The organism is Chryseobacterium sp. WLY505 (genome assembly GCF_030846215.1).
Taxonomy (GTDB): Bacteria; Bacteroidota; Bacteroidia; order Flavobacteriales; family Weeksellaceae; genus Chryseobacterium.
In genome coordinates this window covers 868,429-886,209 of record NZ_JAVCWI010000001.1, presented here as the reverse complement: position 1 = coordinate 886,209, position 17,781 = coordinate 868,429, and the positions used below count along the sequence as shown (strand labels likewise).

Genomic DNA, 17,781 nt, shown 5'->3' with positions numbered 1-17,781 from the left:
ATATAGAAGCCCGGGCATTGGCCCGGGCTTTTTTTGTATGTAAGTCTTTGTAAATGTGATTCTTATTTTGTAATTATATTTTATTATTATTACCTCTAATTTCAATATATCTTTTTATGATTATAAATAATCTAGTAATTAACATAATGTTTTAGTAATATTTTGTTTATTGTTTATTTTGTGTGAATTTTTATTAATAAATATTTGTTTTAATTGAAAAAATATTATATTTGTATCGAAAAAACACAATATAATTGGATAGAAATTATTTTCTTTCCTACGGCGGCAAGATTACACTTTTGTTACTTCTGGCAGCGGTAGGAAAAATAAACACTAAGTTGATATCTGTAATGAGAACAAAATCTGAGTTGTCATGTTCTACAGATAGTAAAAATCATTTGCAGGGTTGCTTAGCTGATGTTTCTGTTCATCTGTGTGCTGAAACAAAAGATAATAGTTCTGTTCTCCACTGTCTTCCTTCCCGTCAGGAAAAAACGCCTTTATCTTACGATAAAGATCCTCAATCTATACTCTCTTTCTTTAATACTATAAAATCTGCTGCCATACCCAATAAATGGAGATATTCATACCAGAAATATAAAGAACAGGTTGGCCTTACCTGTAAAGACATTAATACGTTCTATAGTAATTCCGTTAAACTGGTTGATGGTTTTAAATATATTATCAAAATTCCCGATAAACTGATTCTTTCCCTTATTCTAAAATATTCCTTACAATTTTAAACGTATTCTTACAGTATAAACTGTTATTTCATTTATGATTTAGATGAGAATGCCTGAGAATTGCCCTTTTAAAAAAAACACATTTACATAAAAACAGCAAACACCATTAGAAATGAAAAACAAATTATTAACCGTCACTCTTTTATCATTTAGTTTAACCGTAATCGCTCAGGTAGGGATTAATATTAATCAGCCGCAAGCCACTTTTGATATCGTAGGATCACCTGCCAATACAACTAAACTTGACGGTTTGATTGCACCAAGACTTACAGGAATGCAATTAAAAGCTAAAAACTATACTGCAGCCCAAACCGGAGCAATAGTATATGTCACAGCAGCTGAGACTACCCCTACGGGACAAACTACGGATGTTGTTTCACCAGGCTACTATTATTTTGACGGTAGTAAATGGGCAAACATAAGCGGAAACTGGCGAACAGTTGGAAATACTGGCACAACAGCCACTACAGCAGCTTTAGGAACAAACATCGGAAGCGGAAATTACCTGGGAACAAATGATAGCCAGAATCTGGTTTTGTCTACCCAGAAAAACGTAAAAGGAATCCTGGATATCAACGGAACCTTGCAGGGTGGAAATTCTAATTCTGCGTCAGGTCCTTATGCTTCCTTGACATGGGGATCAAACAATACTCTTACAAACAGCACTTCCTCCAACATTGCACTAGGAAAAGATAATACAGTTTCTGCACAGGGAAATTTTCCTGCGGTTGCTATCGGGCTGAATAATACAGCTAACAACGGAGCCAAAGTAATAGGAAATAATAATAGTGCTACGGGCGCTAATAACCTTGTCTTTGGAAACCTGAATACAGTAACGGGACTGACAGGACTAACCATTGGAAACAATCATACTAATAGTGGCGGGATTTCCATTGGAAGCGGAAATACCACCTCATTAAACAATATAGCTGTTGGTTCGGCAAATACAGCGACAGGTACAGAAGCTTTTGCGATAGGATTTTCAGCTCAGGCAGCAGCGGGGCAAATGGTGTACGCCAATAAGGAACATGTGTTCTTCAATAAAGGAAACGGAACAGATACCATACTGGGAATTAATATGGCTCCTACAGCAGCTACCTCTACAGGAGCGGCGCTGCAGATGAAAGGAATTGCTTCCGGTGCCAACGCAGCATGTACAGCAGCTGAAGAAGGTGCAATCCGATATAATACAACTGCTAAAGTTCACGAAGGCTGTAACGGTTCCAACTGGAAGGCGCTTTACTAATCCAATAAAAAACACAAACCTTAAAAAAATAAAAAATGACCAGAAAATTATTCGAAAAGTTAGCTGCGCTGCTCATGACATTGATGATGTTTGCAGGAGTATTGGCACAGCAGGGCTATGAACCGATCCGTGGGATGGGTGTAGAGGCTAAACCAGTCAACAATTCAGGGATATGTCTTGCCTGCTATAACGGAAGTATGAATCCCGTAGTGGATGCAAGTCTGGATAACAGTGTAAGCATGGGTAATTTCGCTTCTCTTTTAAGTGGAAACGGAATCTCTGTAAAGAATAAAAATACAACTTATCCTGCGGGATATATTACGGGATTCAATGTAGATCTTGGGACAAGTTTTATTACTGTTGATCTCTTAAGCTCTTTGAGAATCAGTACCTATAAAAATGGGGTTCTTCAGGAAACGACTACCAGCAGCACACTTTTGTCGGTGCCTGCATTTGGAGGAAGTAAAAACAGAATCTTTCTTCATTTCAAAACTTCAAAAGAATTTGATGAAGTAAGATTATATCAGACGAATGTTCTTTCTGTATTCAGTGCAATGAATGTGTATTATGCCTTTGCATTTGATCCTGCAAAAGTTCCTACGGATAATAATGGTATTTGTGATGATATCATTGCGGGAAGTGGTGTGGATGGAAATGTATCCGGAAGCAGCAGTTTTCTGGCTCCGCTTTCCTATGTTCAGAATAAAGAAAAAATAGGAGACGGGAACAAAAATTCTTATGGATCAATTGTTCTGCCGGTAGGATTACTGGGTTCTTATTCGGTAGGCGTTTTAGACAAAAACCAGACCTACCCGGCAGGAAACAGAACAGGTTTTGTCATAGAACCGGATGATCAGGGTAAACTGTTAAGTGCAGAGTTTTTAAAAAATATTACCATAGAAACTTATCTTTTTGGCCAGCTTCAGGATTCAAAACAGTTGTCTGACGGCGGAGGCTTAATTAATATCAAAGTATTAGGTTATGGCTCAGGAAAACAAAAAGTTACCTTAACGACTACTAAACCTTTCAATGAAGTAAGATTAAAAGTGACTCAAACGCTGGGATTTAATTTAGGAACATTGAAAGTATATTATGCTTTCGAAGAACCTGTTACCTGTGAGTGTGATGATAAAATCCAGACCACCGGTTCATCAGTACCGGGAAATTTGGTTGCAGGAACTCCATGGACTTCCGGACCCGGATTTCTTGGCCTTATTTTAGCTAAAATGACCAGTCCTGAAGCGATTGTAGATAATAATCCTTCCAATTATGCCACAGCTACAGTTCCGGCTGCCTCTATTTTCAGCCTTTTCTCAGCATTTGCCACGGTAGGAACTAATGCGGTGCTTCCTGCCAATACAATGGCCGGATTTACGGTAGAAAAAGCAGGAAACCTTCTTGGAGTAAGTGTTCTGGAAAATATCACTGTGACATTGTACAACGGAAATACTTTGACAGATACTTTTACAAGTTCAGGAAGCCTTATCAGTGGAAATTTTTTCACAACGAATTCCAATAAATTTTATGTTGGAGGTAAATCAACAAAACCTTTTAACCGTATTAAAATCACTTTCAATAGTGGAACGGCTATTCGTATTCCTCAAAATTATTATATCTACAATGCTTTTGCAAGCAGAGATGATGATAATGATGGAGTCCCGAACTGCTTTGATCAGTGCCAGGGAGGAGATGACAGCATAGATAATAACGGAAACGGAATTCCTGATTGTGCAGAAGGATGTACAGCCGTAAATGACAAATCTCCTGCGCTCGATACAGATGGTGACGGAATTGTAGATGCCTGTGACCTGGATTCTGATAATGATGGAATTCCGGATGCAGTAGAAGATTTTGATAAAAATGGCAAGTTCCAGGATGATGATAACGAAGGAGATATTCTTTTAACACCTGTATTGGGAGATTCCGTTCCAAATTATCTTGATCTTGATTCTGATAATGATGGTATCCTGGATTTATTTGAATCTGGAATTCCGACGTCCGTCATCAATCAGATTGATGCAGATCATAACGGCATCATTGACGCGAATGTTCCGGTAGGTAAAAACGGAATTGCAGATGTTCTGGAAACTTCACCTGATTCGGGCGTGTTGAAATACCCAGTCAAAAATACAGACGGAGATGATAAACCAGACTTTCTGGATATAACTTCCAATGGTTCGGAGCCTGACCTTTATAAGATCGGAAAAGCAAATCTTGATACCTTAGGAGGAGGATTCATTTCTACCATTAATGATAAAGACAAAGACGGAATTCAGGCTGTGGTAGATACAGATCTTGTAAAAAGAGGTTCTCCGGATTCCCCGTTTTCACCTTATGCTTCATTATTGAAAAATGCATCCAATGCGACGAAAACTACCTCCGCAGAAATTATTGAAACAGCAAATGATGTAAAAGTATATCCGAATCCGGTAAAAGCAGGAGAAAACCTTAGAATTATATCAGAGGAAGAAGGAGTGTATACTTTGTTCTCTGCACAGGGACAGGTTGTTAAGACAGATCATTTTAATGCCCATACAGGTATTGATACTTCTTCACTTCCTGCAGGAGTGTATATTATTAAAATAGAAACTAAATCAAAAATAAAATCTTATAAGGTTATTGTGAAATAATCATAGGATTAGCTTGTGTTGTGGAGGGGTTGCTCATATTTGGGCAGCCTCTCTTGTTTTAAGAGTCTCAAAATGAGAGGTTTTTATTTGTTATTGTGGATAACTTTTTGTATCTTTGCCCCTCTTTTGGCGCGAAAAATTGTTTGTAAATTTATAAAATACTGAAAATCAACTCTTTCATTGTGTAAAACATGAAAGGGATTTCGTGTGTATAAATACTGCGGTAATACTGCCTCAAAAGTAATAAAAATATTTTGCATTACGCTGTGAAAAGATATACCAGCGTTGCAGTTAGAAAGAACTTATACAAAGTTTAAAAGAGCTTAAGGTCCTTTGTGAGCGCCAAAAACACTTTTACCTTTTACTTTTATCTTGTTTCTTGTTCTTTTCTGATATTTTTTAATGAATCAAAATATTTTTTAACCCTTTCTTAAAAGTTTTATGAGTAAAACAAAATCAACAACTCAAGGAAATCCGAGAATTAATTTCTCATCAGCGAAAGGAAAAATCATCACTCCGGACTTTTTGGATATCCAAATTGAGTCTTTCAGAGAATTTTTCCAGCTTGATACACTTCCTGAAGCCAGAAAGACAGAAGCTCTTTACAAGACTTTCCAAGAGAATTTCCCAATTACGGATTCAAGAAACCAATTCGTATTAGAATTCTTAGACTATCTGGTAGATTCTCCACGTTATTCAATCGATGAGTGTGTGGAAAGAGGACTTACTTATTCAGTTCCTCTAAAAGCTAGACTTAAATTGTATTGTACTGACCCCGAACACGAAGATTTCCAGACAGTGGTTCAGGACGTATACTTAGGTCCGGTTCCTTATATGACGCCAAGTGGTTCTTTTATCATCAATGGTGCTGAAAGAGTTATCGTTACGCAGCTTCACCGTTCACCTGGTGTATTCTTCGGACAAACTTACCACGCAAACGGAACCAAACTTTACTATTCAAGAATTATCCCTTTCAAAGGATCTTGGATGGAATTTACAACAGATATCAACAGCGTAATGTACGCGTATATCGACCGTAAGAAAAAATTACCATTAACAACTCTATTAAGAGCGATCGGTTATGAATCTGACAAGGATATCCTTCAGATCTTCGACCTTGCTGAAGAAGTGAAAGTTTCTAAAGCTGCCCTTAAAAAAGTGGAAGGGAGAACATTGGCTGCGAGAGTATTGAACACTTGGTTCGAAGATTTCGTAGACGAAGATACAGGTGAAGTAGTTTCTATCGAAAGAAACGAAATCATCCTGGATAGAGAAACTATTCTTGAAAAAGAACATTTAGATCTTATTCTTGATGCGGGTGTGAAATCAATCCTGATTCACAAAGAAAACAGCAACGAATTCTCTATCATCCAGAATACATTACAAAAAGACCCTACCAACTCTGAAAAAGAAGCGGTAGAGTATATTTATCGTCAGTTAAGAAATGCAGATCCACCAGATGAGGAAACTGCAAGAGGAATTATTGAAAAATTATTCTTCTCTGAGCAAAGATATTCATTAGGTGAAGTAGGACGTTACAGATTGAACAAAAAGTTAGGTCTTAATATTCCAACGACAACTGAAGTTCTTACAAAAGAAGATATCATTGCTATCGTAAGACACCTAATCGAGCTTGTCAACTCTAAAGCTGAGGTTGATGATATTGACCACTTATCAAACAGAAGAATTAAAACTGTTGGTGAGCAATTAGCTGGACAGTTCGGGGTAGGTCTTTCAAGAATTGCAAGAACAATCAAGGAAAGAATGAACGTTAGAGATAACGAAATCTTTACTCCGCTTGACCTTGTAAATGCTAAGACATTAACATCTGTAATCAACTCATTCTTTGGTACCAACCAGCTTTCTCAGTTCATGGACCAAACCAACCCTCTGTCAGAAATTACTCACAAGAGAAGATTATCTGCACTAGGGCCTGGTGGTTTATCAAGAGAAAGAGCAGGTTTCGAGGTTCGAGACGTTCACCATACTCACTACGGAAGAATTTGCCCGATTGAAACTCCGGAAGGACCAAACATCGGATTGATTTCATCCCTTGGTATTTATGCTAAAATCAACAGACTAGGTTTCATCGAAACTCCATATAGAAAGGTAGAAGGTGGTAAGATCGAACTTAACGCAGATCCTATCTACTTAAATGCAGAAGACGAAGAATCTAAAGTAATTGCTCAGGCAAACGTTGAATTGAGCGACAATGGTGAATTCGAAACAGACAGAATTATTGCAAGATTGGATGGTGATTATCCGGTAGTAGAGCCTAATCAGGTAGACCTTATCGACGTAGCGCCTAACCAGATTTCCGGTATTTCCGCTTCATTAATTCCATTCCTGGAGCATGATGATGCGAACCGTGCATTGATGGGATCCAACATGATGCGTCAGGCCGTTCCTCTATTGAAGCCACAGGCTCCAATCGTGGGTACAGGGCTTGAGCAACAAGTTGCAAGAGATTCAAGAATTTTAATTAACGCTGAAGGTACAGGTACAGTACAGTACGTGGATGCTGACAGAATCGTTATTAAATATGAAAGAAGCGAAGACGAAGATTTAGTACAATTCGAGTCTGCTACTAAAACATACAACCTTACTAAGTTCAGAAAAACGAACCAGAGTACAACCATTACCCTAAGACCAAACGTAAGAGTAGGTGATGTAGTGGAAAAAGGACAGGTACTTTGCGACGGTTATGCTACTGAAAAAGGAGAATTAGCTCTTGGTAGAAACTTAGTGGTAGCGTTCATGCCTTGGAAAGGATACAACTTCGAGGATGCCATCGTAATCAACGAAAAAGTTGTACGTGAAGACTGGTTTACTTCAATCCACGTGGATGAATATTCTCTTGAAGTTCGTGATACCAAATTAGGTATGGAAGAGCTTACAGCAGATATTCCAAACGTATCTGAAGAAGCTACTAAAGATCTTGACGAGAACGGTATGATCAGAATCGGTGCTGAAGTAAAGCCTGGAGATATCATGATTGGTAAAATTACTCCAAAAGGTGAATCTGACCCGACTCCTGAAGAAAAACTTCTTAGAGCAATCTTTGGTGATAAAGCTGGTGATGTGAAGGATGCTTCATTGAAAGCCGACTCTTCATTAAGAGGAGTTGTTATCAACAAGAAATTGTTCTCCAGAAACATTAAAGACAAAAAGAAAAGAACTGAAGAAAAACTTAAACTTGAAGAAATTGAAAACACTTACAAGGCTAAGTTTGACGAGTTGAGAAATACTTTAATTGAAAAATTAAACACACTGGTAAGCGGTAAAACTTCTCAAGGGGTACAAAATGACCTTGACGAAGAAATCATAGGTAAAGGTGTGAAATTCACTCACAAGCTATTAACTTCAGTTGAAGATTATGTAAACGTTAGCGGTTCAGACTGGACAGTAGACGCTGACAAGAATGAATTGATCAAACAATTGATTCACAATTACAAAATCAAATATAACGACATCCAGGGAGTTAAAAACCGTGAGAAATTTGCAATTTCAATCGGAGATGAGCTTCCGGCAGGTATTATGAAGCTGGCTAAAGTTTACATCGCTAAGAAACGTAAACTGAATGTAGGAGATAAAATGGCAGGACGTCACGGTAACAAAGGTATCGTTTCAAGAATCGTTCGTGAAGAAGATATGCCATTCCTTGAAGACGGAACACCAGTAGATATCGTATTGAATCCACTAGGGGTACCTTCTCGTATGAACATCGGTCAGATCTACGAAACCGTTCTTGGATGGGCTGGTAGAAAATTAGGATTGAAGTTCGCGACGCCAATCTTCGACGGAGCAAGTCTTGATCAGATTACTGAATATACTGAGAAAGCAGGTCTTCCTAAATTCGGTCACACTCACCTTTATGATGGTGGTACCGGAGAAAGATTTACTCAGGCTGCAACAGTAGGTATCATTTACATGTTGAAACTAGGACACATGGTAGATGATAAGATGCACGCACGTTCTATTGGTCCTTACTCACTGATTACTCAGCAGCCGTTAGGAGGTAAAGCTCAGTTCGGAGGTCAGAGATTCGGAGAGATGGAGGTTTGGGCACTTGAAGCATTCGGTGCATCTAACATCCTTAGAGAGATCCTTACTGTGAAGTCGGATGACGTGATTGGTAGAGCAAAAACTTATGAAGCTATTGCAAAAGGTGAATCTATGCCTGAACCAGGTATTCCGGAATCATTCAACGTATTACTTCACGAGTTACAAGGTCTTGGACTAGACGTAAGACTTGAGGAATAAATTCCATTTGAAATTAATTTATTTGAAATTTGAAATTCTGTAAGCAGATTTCAAACAAAAATCAAAATAAAACTTTTAGAGATTCATGAATCTCAAATTTCAAATGTCAAATCTCAAATAACAAAAAATGTCAAATAAAAATAAATCAAGTAGATTTAATAAAATAACCATCGGTCTAGCTTCACCGGAGTCTATTTTACAAGACTCAAGAGGGGAGGTTTTAAAACCGGAAACTATTAACTACAGAACTCACAAGCCTGAAAGAGACGGGCTATTCTGTGAGAAAATCTTTGGTCCTGTAAAGGATTACGAATGTGCTTGTGGTAAATACAAGAGAATTCGTTACAAAGGAATCGTTTGTGACCGTTGTGGAGTAGAAGTTACTGAGAAAAAAGTAAGAAGAGAGAGAATCGGGCACATCAACCTTGTAGTTCCAATTGCACACATCTGGTATTTCCGTTCATTACCAAACAAAATCGGATACCTTTTAGGAATTCCTTCTAAGAAATTAGACATGATCATCTACTACGAAAGATATGTAGTGATTCAGCAGGGTATTGCTAAAAAATTAGACGGTTCTGATTTTGAAAATATGGAATTCCTTACAGAAGAAGAGTACCTTGATATCATGGAAACTCTTCCTGTAGAAAACCAGTATCTTGATGATTCTGATCCAAACAAATTCATCGCCAGAATGGGTGCTGAAGCTGTAGAAGATCTGTTAAAAAGAATCGATCTTGATGCATTGTCTTTCGACTTGAGACACAAAGCTCACAACGAAGGTTCAAAACAAAGAAGAACAGAAGCTCTTAAGAGATTGAACGTTGTAGAAGCATTAAGAGGTGCTAATACAAGAATGATCAACAGACCGGAGTGGATGATCATGCGTGTACTTCCTGTTATCCCACCAGAACTAAGACCATTGGTTCCATTGGATGGAGGACGTTTCGCTACTTCTGACCTGAATGACCTTTATAGAAGAGTTATCATCAGAAATAACCGTTTGAAGAGATTATTGGAGATCAAAGCTCCTGAAGTAATCTTGAGAAACGAGAAGCGTATGCTTCAGGAATCAGTAGATTCATTATTCGATAATACAAGAAAATCTTCTGCAGTAAAATCTGAATCAAACAGACCATTGAAATCACTTTCTGATTCATTGAAAGGTAAGCAAGGTCGTTTCCGTCAGAACCTACTAGGGAAAAGGGTTGACTACTCTGCGCGTTCGGTAATTGTTGTAGGTCCAAACTTACAGCTTCACGAATGTGGTATTCCTAAGGATATGGCAGCTGAACTTTACAAACCGTTCATCATTAGAAAACTAATTGAAAGAGGTATTGTAAAAACAGTAAAATCTGCAAAGAGAATTATCGACAGAAAAGAACCGGTAGTTTATGATATCCTTGAAAACGTGATGAAAGGTCACCCTGTTCTATTGAACAGAGCACCTACGCTTCACAGACTGGGTATTCAGGCTTTCCAACCTAAGATGATCGAAGGTAAGGCAATCCAGCTACACCCGTTAGTAACTACGGCCTTCAACGCCGATTTCGATGGTGACCAGATGGCGGTACACTTGCCACTAGGACCAGAAGCGATCCTTGAAGCTCAGTTATTGATGTTAGGTTCTCAGAACATCTTGAACCCTGCAAACGGTTCTCCAATTACAGTACCATCTCAGGACATGGTTCTTGGTCTTTATTTCATGACTAAAGAATTAAGCTCTACAGAGACAATGAAAGTAAAAGGAGAAGGTCTTGCATTCTATTCTCCTGAAGAAGCAGAAATTGCTTACGCTGAAGGAAGAGTATCTTTAAATGCTAAAGTAAGATGTAGACTACCTATCAAAGAAGATGGAGAAATCGTTACAAGATTGATCGAAACTTCTGTAGGTAGAATCCTGTTCAACCAGATTGTACCTAAGCAGGTAGGATATATCAATGAACTTCTTACGAAGAAATCATTGAGAAACGTTATCGGTAAGATCCTTGCTGATACAGATTTCCCTACCACTGTGAAGTTCCTTGATGCAATGAAAGACTTAGGTTATTCAAATGCATTCAAAGGAGGTCTTTCTTTCTCACTTGGGGATATTGTAGTTCCTGTTGAGAAAAAGCAGATGATTGCACAATCAATTGAAACTGTAGACGAAATTAGAGCTAACTATAACATGGGTCTAATTACCGATACAGAACGTTATAACCAGGTAATCGACGTTTGGACAAATACCAACGCCGGATTAACTGAAATGATCATGAGCAGAATGAAAACTGACCAAGGTGGTTTCAACTCTGTATACATGATGCTTGACTCTGGAGCGAGGGGTTCTAAAGAACAGATCCGTCAGTTATCAGGGATGAGAGGTTTGATGGCAAAACCGCAGAAAGCCGGTTCTACCGGAGCGGAGATCATCGAAAACCCGATCCTTGCCAACTTTAAGGAAGGTCTTTCGATTCTAGAGTACTTTATCTCTACCCACGGTGCCCGTAAGGGTCTTGCGGATACCGCTCTTAAGACAGCCGATGCTGGTTACTTAACGAGAAGATTGGTAGACGTTGCACAGGACGTTATCGTTACAGAAGACGACTGTGGAACATTGAGAGGTACAGAAGTTACTGCACTTAAGAAAAATGATGAGATCGTTGAAAGAATCTCTGAAAGAATCTTAGGTAGAGTATCTCTTCATAATATTTACGATCCTGAAACTGATGAGCTTATTGCAAGCGCAGATCAGGTGATCATTGAATCTTTGGCGAAGAGAATCGAAGAAGCAGGATTAGAAGCTGTGGAGGTTCGTTCACCATTAACTTGTGAAGCTAAGAAAGGTATCTGTGCGAAATGTTATGGTAGAAACCTGGCAACAGGTAAAGTGATCCATATGGGTGAAGCGGTAGGTGTAATTGCAGCACAATCCATTGGGGAACCAGGTACTCAGCTTACGTTGAGAACCTTCCACCAGGGGGGTACTGCAGGTAACGTATCAGAAAACCCATCTATCGTTGCAAGAAGAGATGGTATCGTAGAAATGGATGAGGTAAGAACAATTACTTCTGAAGATGAAAACGGTAATACAGCTGAGGTTGTAGTTTCCCGTTCAACAGAATTCAGATTAGTTGCTGATAATGAGTCCAGAACTCCATTAATGGTAGCTAACGTACCTTACGGATCTATATTATCTGTAAAACCAGGTGATAAAGTGAAGAAAGGAGATACAATCTGTAGATGGGATCCGTATAACGCGGTTATCATTGCTGAAACTTCAGGTAAGGTAGAATACGAGGATATCATCCAGGGTATTTCATTCCAGCTTGAAATTGACGAACAAACAGGATTTGAAGAGAAAGTAATCTCTGAATCCAGAAATAAGAAAGCCGTACCTACCTTGAAAGTGGTAGACTCTAAAGGAGTTGAGCAAAAAGCTTACAACTTACCGGTAGGAGCCCACTTAATGGTTAACGATGGTGAAAAAATTAAGGCTGGTAAAGTCTTAATCAAAATCCCGAGAAAATCTGCAAAAGCAGGGGATATCACCGGAGGTCTTCCGAGAGTTACCGAATTATTCGAAGCAAGAAACCCTTCAAACCCAGCGGTTGTTACTGAAATCGACGGGGTAGTTTCTTACGGAAAAATCAAGAGAGGTAACCGTGAACTTATTGTTGAGGCTAAAACTGGAGAAAGAAAAATTTACTTGGTAAAACTTTCTAACCAGATTCTTGTTCAGGAGAATGACTTCGTAAGAGCAGGTTCTCCACTTTCTGACGGTTCTATTACACCGGAAGATATTTTAAGAATTAAAGGTCCAACTGCTGTTCAGGAATACTTAGTAAACGAGATTCAGGAAGTTTACCGTCTACAGGGGGTAAAAATCGACGACAAGCACTTCGAAATTATCGTAAGACAGATGATGACGAAAGTATCTATCGTAGATGGAGGTGATACTCAGTTCCTTGAAGGAGCTCTTGAACATAAGTATGATTTCTTGGAAGAAAACAACAGAGTATTTGGTCTTAAAGTAGTAGTAGATGCTGGTGATTCTAAAGAATTCAAGCCAGGTCAGATGATTACTGCAAGAGAATTAAGAGACGAAAACTCTAAGTTGAAGCGTGAAGATTTAGCATTGGTAGAAGTAAGAGAAGCTCTTCCTGCTACTGCAACTCCTGTACTGCAAGGTATTACAAGAGCGGCCCTTCAGACTAAATCATTCATGTCTGCAGCATCGTTCCAGGAAACAACTAAAGTTCTTAACGAAGCAGCTGTTGCTGGTAAGATAGACGATCTTAACGGTCTTAAAGAAAATGTAATTGTAGGTCACAGAATTCCTGCAGGTACAGGTCTTAAAGAGTATCAGAACGTTATTGTTGGTTCTAAGAAAGAATTCGAAGACCTTAACTAAAATTAATGATTTGAAATTTGGGATTTGAAATTATTTTTATATTTTCACAATCTCAAATTTCGAATTTTAAAAACATAATTTATAACAATGGACAACAATCAAAATCCACAAGACGGAAACATCAACATCGAATTAAACGAAATGGTAGCTGCTGGTATCTATGCTAACCTAGCTTTGGTAAACCACTCTCCATCTGAATTTGTAGTAGACTTTATTCAGTTGATGCCAGGTGTTCAGCAAGCTAAAGTAAGATCAAGAGTAATTCTTGCTCCACTTCACGCTAAAAGAGTATTAAGCGCTCTTCAACAGAACATCGCTAACTACGAGCAGCAGTTCGGAGAAATCAAAGAAGTTGAGCCTTTCGTATTAGGAGGAAACAACGTTCAAGCGTAAGATTTCTTTTGTAATCATATAATTGCCCCGGATTTATCCGGGGCTTTTTGTTTTTTAGTTGAAAAAAATAAGTTTTTTAATTAAAAAATAAAAAATGCTCAAATAGGTATTTGATATTTTTTTAATGATTTGATATTAATATCTGTATTGTATTGGTGTTTTTGTTGAATTTTTAATATTTATTTTTAGTATATTTGAAAAAAAACAAATGGTACTGAAAATTTATCCTGTTGCAGCGGCATTATTTTGCACTTTTATTAATGCACAGCAAAATACGCTCAATACTAATCAAAAACATTTACAGAAATTGTATGCCCAATACGGCAAGAACCTCAAACAGCTGCATAAAGCTGCCAGGGCGGCTGGAATACCTCCCAATGAATATTATGAGGAAGATTACAAAAGAACAATGGATCCGGTTACCGGAAGGACGTATTTTGATAGATTGGTTAAAATAAATCACGATATCTTGTCGGGTAAATATAGTTCCGAAAAACCTATGTCATTTATTTCGAATAATCACCATTCTTCCACTGGAAAAATTATTAATGAACCCTGGATTGAAAGAGGTCCTTATGATGTTGGAGGACGAACAAGAGCCATTATGTATGACCCTAATGATCCTACCGGGAAAAGAGTCTTTGCTGGCGGAATTTCCGGCGGACTTTGGGTTAATCAGGATCCATCCATTAATACCAATGAATGGCAGCCACTGAGTACATTCTGGGCCAATACTTCGGTTTCTTGCATTACTTACGATCCAAACAATCCGCAGGTATTTTATGTAGGTACAGGAGAAACTGAAACGGGTGATGCTAAAGGATCCGGAATTTGGAAATCGACGGATGGAGGTGCTACCTGGACACAGATATTTACCATACCGGTAACCTATTCGAATGGAATAGTAAATGGAAACTTTTATATTAATGATATTAAAGTAAGAAATAATAATGGAATCTCGGAGGTATATGCAGGGGTAAGTGGAACATATGTAGGAACTCCTACTTTTGTTGCGGGATGGAATGGAATATATCAGGCTGGGTTATATAAATCAACTGATGGAGGGGCTACATTTAACAAAAATACTAATTTACTGGCCTTAGATACAACAACAAATGCAACCGGTACAACCGGATATTCTATACAACAGATAGAAATAGGAGCAGATAATGCTGTATGGGTTTCTACAAGAACTTCCAGGCTTTCCAATGTAGACTCCGGAGGAAGAATTTTTAAATCTGCAGACGGGAATACTTTTAATCAGGTGTATAATGTTGGGAATACAGGAGCAAGAGTCAATTTTTGTCTTTCTAAAACAAACGCTGATAAAATCTATGCTTTCATGCAGGGAATCTCCACAACTACAGAACCAATCAGAATTGCACGTTCTGCCGACGGAGGTTTAACATGGCAGGCTACCAGTGATGCAGCACCTGTTTTGACATTACCTACAGCTTCAGACACGAGTATTCCTGCTAATGATTTCACACGAGGACAATCTTTTTATGATCTTGTGATTGCAGCAGATCCTCAGGATGACAATACAGTGTATATCGGAGGTGTTGATCTGTATAAATCTACGAACGGAGGAGGTACATGGAGTCAGATTTCAAAATGGTCCAATAATAACAATATGGCCGCTTTGCAGGTTTCTACAGTTCATGCTGACCAACATGCAATAGTGTTCAATCCCTTTAATAATTATGCCAGTAAGGAGATGATGTTTGGAAATGACGGTGGAGTTTATTTTGTTCCTGATAAAACGAATATTGGAGTAGAGGGAGCACTTTCGTCAAGAAATACAAGGTATAATGTAACACAGTTCTACACAGCAATGCTTAATCCTACAAAGACTCCGGCAGATGAAGAATTATTGGCTGGGGCTCAGGATAATGGTTCATGGTGGCTTTATGGTATACCACAATCCAATAACTTTCTTAGCAAGTTTGCTGCTACAGGGGGAGATGGTATGTACACAGAGTACGATGATCTGGACACATATGAAATTTCGAGCTATACTAATAACAACCATTACTTATTGACTACCAATGCGTATAATCTTATAGCCACTAGTGCTAATAGAAACTTAGGACATTTTGTCAATGAAATTGCTTTGGATAGAAAAAATGATACCTTCTATTCTTACCGTTCCGGGCTTTCGCTTTTCAGAACAAGCGGGCTTTCTGCGGCAGCTACATCATTCACTAATAATGTGGTTACTGTAGGAACAGCACAGTCCGGAGAGCAGATTTCATGGATGAAAGTATCTCCTTATACCACTGCTTCCACAACTCTTTTTGTAGGAACCAACCTGGGGAGAATCTTTAAACTTAGCAATGCAAATACAGCATCATATGCTGCCACCCTTCTAACCACTCCAGCAGCAGGAACTATTTCTGATATCGAGTTTGGAGCAAATGAAAATGAGATAATGGTAACACTTTGCAATTATAACCTCACCAGCGTTTTCTATTCTACAGATGGGGGAACAACCTGGCAGAACAAAGAAGGAAACCTTCCTGATATGCCGGTAAGAACTGTACTCAGAAATCCAGACAACCCCAATGAAGTTTTAGTAGGAACAGAATTGGGAGTTTGGGGAACTACTAATTTCCTGGATTTAACTCCTGAATGGGCTTCAGTAAGTGGAAATATAGGAAATGTGAGAATTACTAATCTGGATTACAGACCTGCGACCAAAACAGTATTGGTTTCTACTTACGGAAGAGGAGCCTGGACAACGCAGAATACACTAACTCCATTATCAACCACAGAGACCAAATCTAAAAAGAATATGAATATTATATATCCGAATCCATCAAAAGGAATTTCTCACTTGAGATTTGACACAGCTAAATACAATAGTGTGGATATAAGCATTGTAGATGAATCAGGCAGACTTGTTTACAGTAAGAAAAATGTTAAGTCTGATGAAGAGTTTGGACAAAAAATGATACCTGGAAATTATATACTGAAAGCTGAATCTAAAGGCGAAATAGTATATAGTGGTAACTTTCTGGTATTGGAACCAAAAGGAGGCGATAATGACTAGAAAATGAATAATCAACTCTATATAATTGTGTTTTGGATGCTGGCTTCCTGCGGGATGCCGGTATCCTCTTTATATCATGATAAGACCATATCGGTAATCTCTGCTGAGAAAACAGAATGGGCAGGAGGAAGATCAGGAGTAAAGGGAATCATGTATACCGTTAAATTAAAGAAAAATAACAACAGTGTAGTTACCGTAAAAACGCTGCGGGCAGAAGGAAATACTATTTCGTTTAGTCAGGATACAGCTGGAGGTACAATTATAGTAAGAGGCAATCTTCAGTTTAAAAACGAAGATGAAACAAAAATGGCTGATCAGTTACCCATAGAAAACCCTGTTTTCCCAAAAATAAATCCAAAAGACAATTGGATAGAATACAATGTAGAAGGTTTCCGGACACTGCACAGAATAAACATTTCAAAATTTACTGCAGGTAATTTTTCCGGTGAGTCTGCTCCTTAATACCCGATTCTTTGTACAAAAAACTATTTCCTATTGTATTGTGTCTTTCTGTTATCATATTGTTCAATAATATGATATACTCCGGTATGATTTTTCTGAAAAAAGAATTGTATAAAAAAACACAATATGATATAACCAGGAATAAATTCAAGGATTCAGAAACCATATGCTTTTCAGAAGCAGATATTGCAAATGTGGAATGGAAAGAAAAGAAGGAATTTATTCTTAAGGGATATTCTTATGATATCATCCAGATACGAATTATTAACGGTGAAAAAAAAATCTTCTGTTATAGGGATAAAAAAGATATGATCATCAATTCCCTGGTTGATCTTTCAAAAAAGCTGGCTGTACAAAATATAGATCTGCATAAGCATATCAACTTCCCTCTACATCATAAAAATGGATGTAAAACCTCTCTCTTTTTAGCGTCTGTTTCTTGTAATAAAGACTATATTTCTGATAATTCAGATTTCAGAATACTCCCAGATTATAATTTTCCATCAGCAAATACATCCTATATATCCATTATTCCTCCTCCTCCTGAAATGTGTAGCCCATCAAAACAATTATGAATCGTATATTAATGGTAACACAAA

General features: G+C 38.0%; 9 protein-coding genes. All 9 read left to right on the top strand.

What is annotated here, in order from left to right; genetic code table 11:
* Positions 1 to 254 precede the first annotated feature (254 nt).
* The 9 genes from RAH34_RS03995 (at position 255) to RAH34_RS03955 (ending at position 17,757) form a co-directional block, all read left to right on the top strand.
* Positions 255 to 743, top strand: a complete 489-nt coding sequence (locus tag RAH34_RS03995; RefSeq protein ID WP_306595222.1) for a hypothetical protein — start codon at positions 255 to 257, stop codon at positions 741 to 743.
* A gap of 112 nt (positions 744 to 855) precedes the next feature.
* Positions 856 to 1,989, top strand: coding sequence for a hypothetical protein (locus tag RAH34_RS03990; RefSeq protein ID WP_306595221.1), 1,134 nt, complete (start codon positions 856 to 858; stop codon positions 1,987 to 1,989).
* 35 nt (positions 1,990 to 2,024) lie between these two features.
* On the top strand, positions 2,025 to 4,619 hold the full coding sequence (locus RAH34_RS03985; protein WP_306595220.1) for a T9SS type A sorting domain-containing protein: 2,595 nt from the start codon (positions 2,025 to 2,027) through the stop codon (positions 4,617 to 4,619).
* Positions 4,620 to 5,060: 441 nt separating this feature from the next.
* On the top strand, positions 5,061 to 8,882 hold the full coding sequence (gene rpoB / locus RAH34_RS03980) for a DNA-directed RNA polymerase subunit beta (RefSeq protein ID WP_114819427.1): 3,822 nt from the start codon (positions 5,061 to 5,063) through the stop codon (positions 8,880 to 8,882).
* A 127-nt stretch (positions 8,883 to 9,009) separates the two neighbouring features.
* Positions 9,010 to 13,275 carry a DNA-directed RNA polymerase subunit beta' gene (gene rpoC, locus RAH34_RS03975; RefSeq protein ID WP_110008212.1) on the top strand — a complete coding sequence of 1,422 codons (4,266 nt, stop codon included), beginning with the start codon at positions 9,010 to 9,012 and terminating at the stop codon, positions 13,273 to 13,275.
* Between the two features lie 87 nt (positions 13,276 to 13,362).
* Positions 13,363 to 13,668 carry a DUF3467 domain-containing protein gene (locus RAH34_RS03970; protein ID WP_027375539.1) on the top strand — a complete coding sequence of 102 codons (306 nt, stop codon included), beginning with the start codon at positions 13,363 to 13,365 and terminating at the stop codon, positions 13,666 to 13,668.
* Positions 13,669 to 13,876: 208 nt separating this feature from the next.
* Entirely contained in the window at positions 13,877 to 16,720 is a 2,844-nt protein-coding gene (locus RAH34_RS03965; protein WP_306595219.1) for a T9SS type A sorting domain-containing protein, read from the top strand.
* Between the two features lie 3 nt (positions 16,721 to 16,723).
* Entirely contained in the window at positions 16,724 to 17,182 is a 459-nt protein-coding gene (locus tag RAH34_RS03960) for a hypothetical protein (RefSeq protein ID WP_306595218.1), read from the top strand.
* Positions 17,183 to 17,289: 107 nt separating this feature from the next.
* Positions 17,290 to 17,757 (top strand): hypothetical protein, encoded by a 468-nt coding sequence (locus RAH34_RS03955; RefSeq protein ID WP_306595217.1) that lies wholly within the window; start codon positions 17,290 to 17,292, stop codon positions 17,755 to 17,757.
* The last annotated feature ends 24 nt before the right edge of the window (positions 17,758 to 17,781 follow it).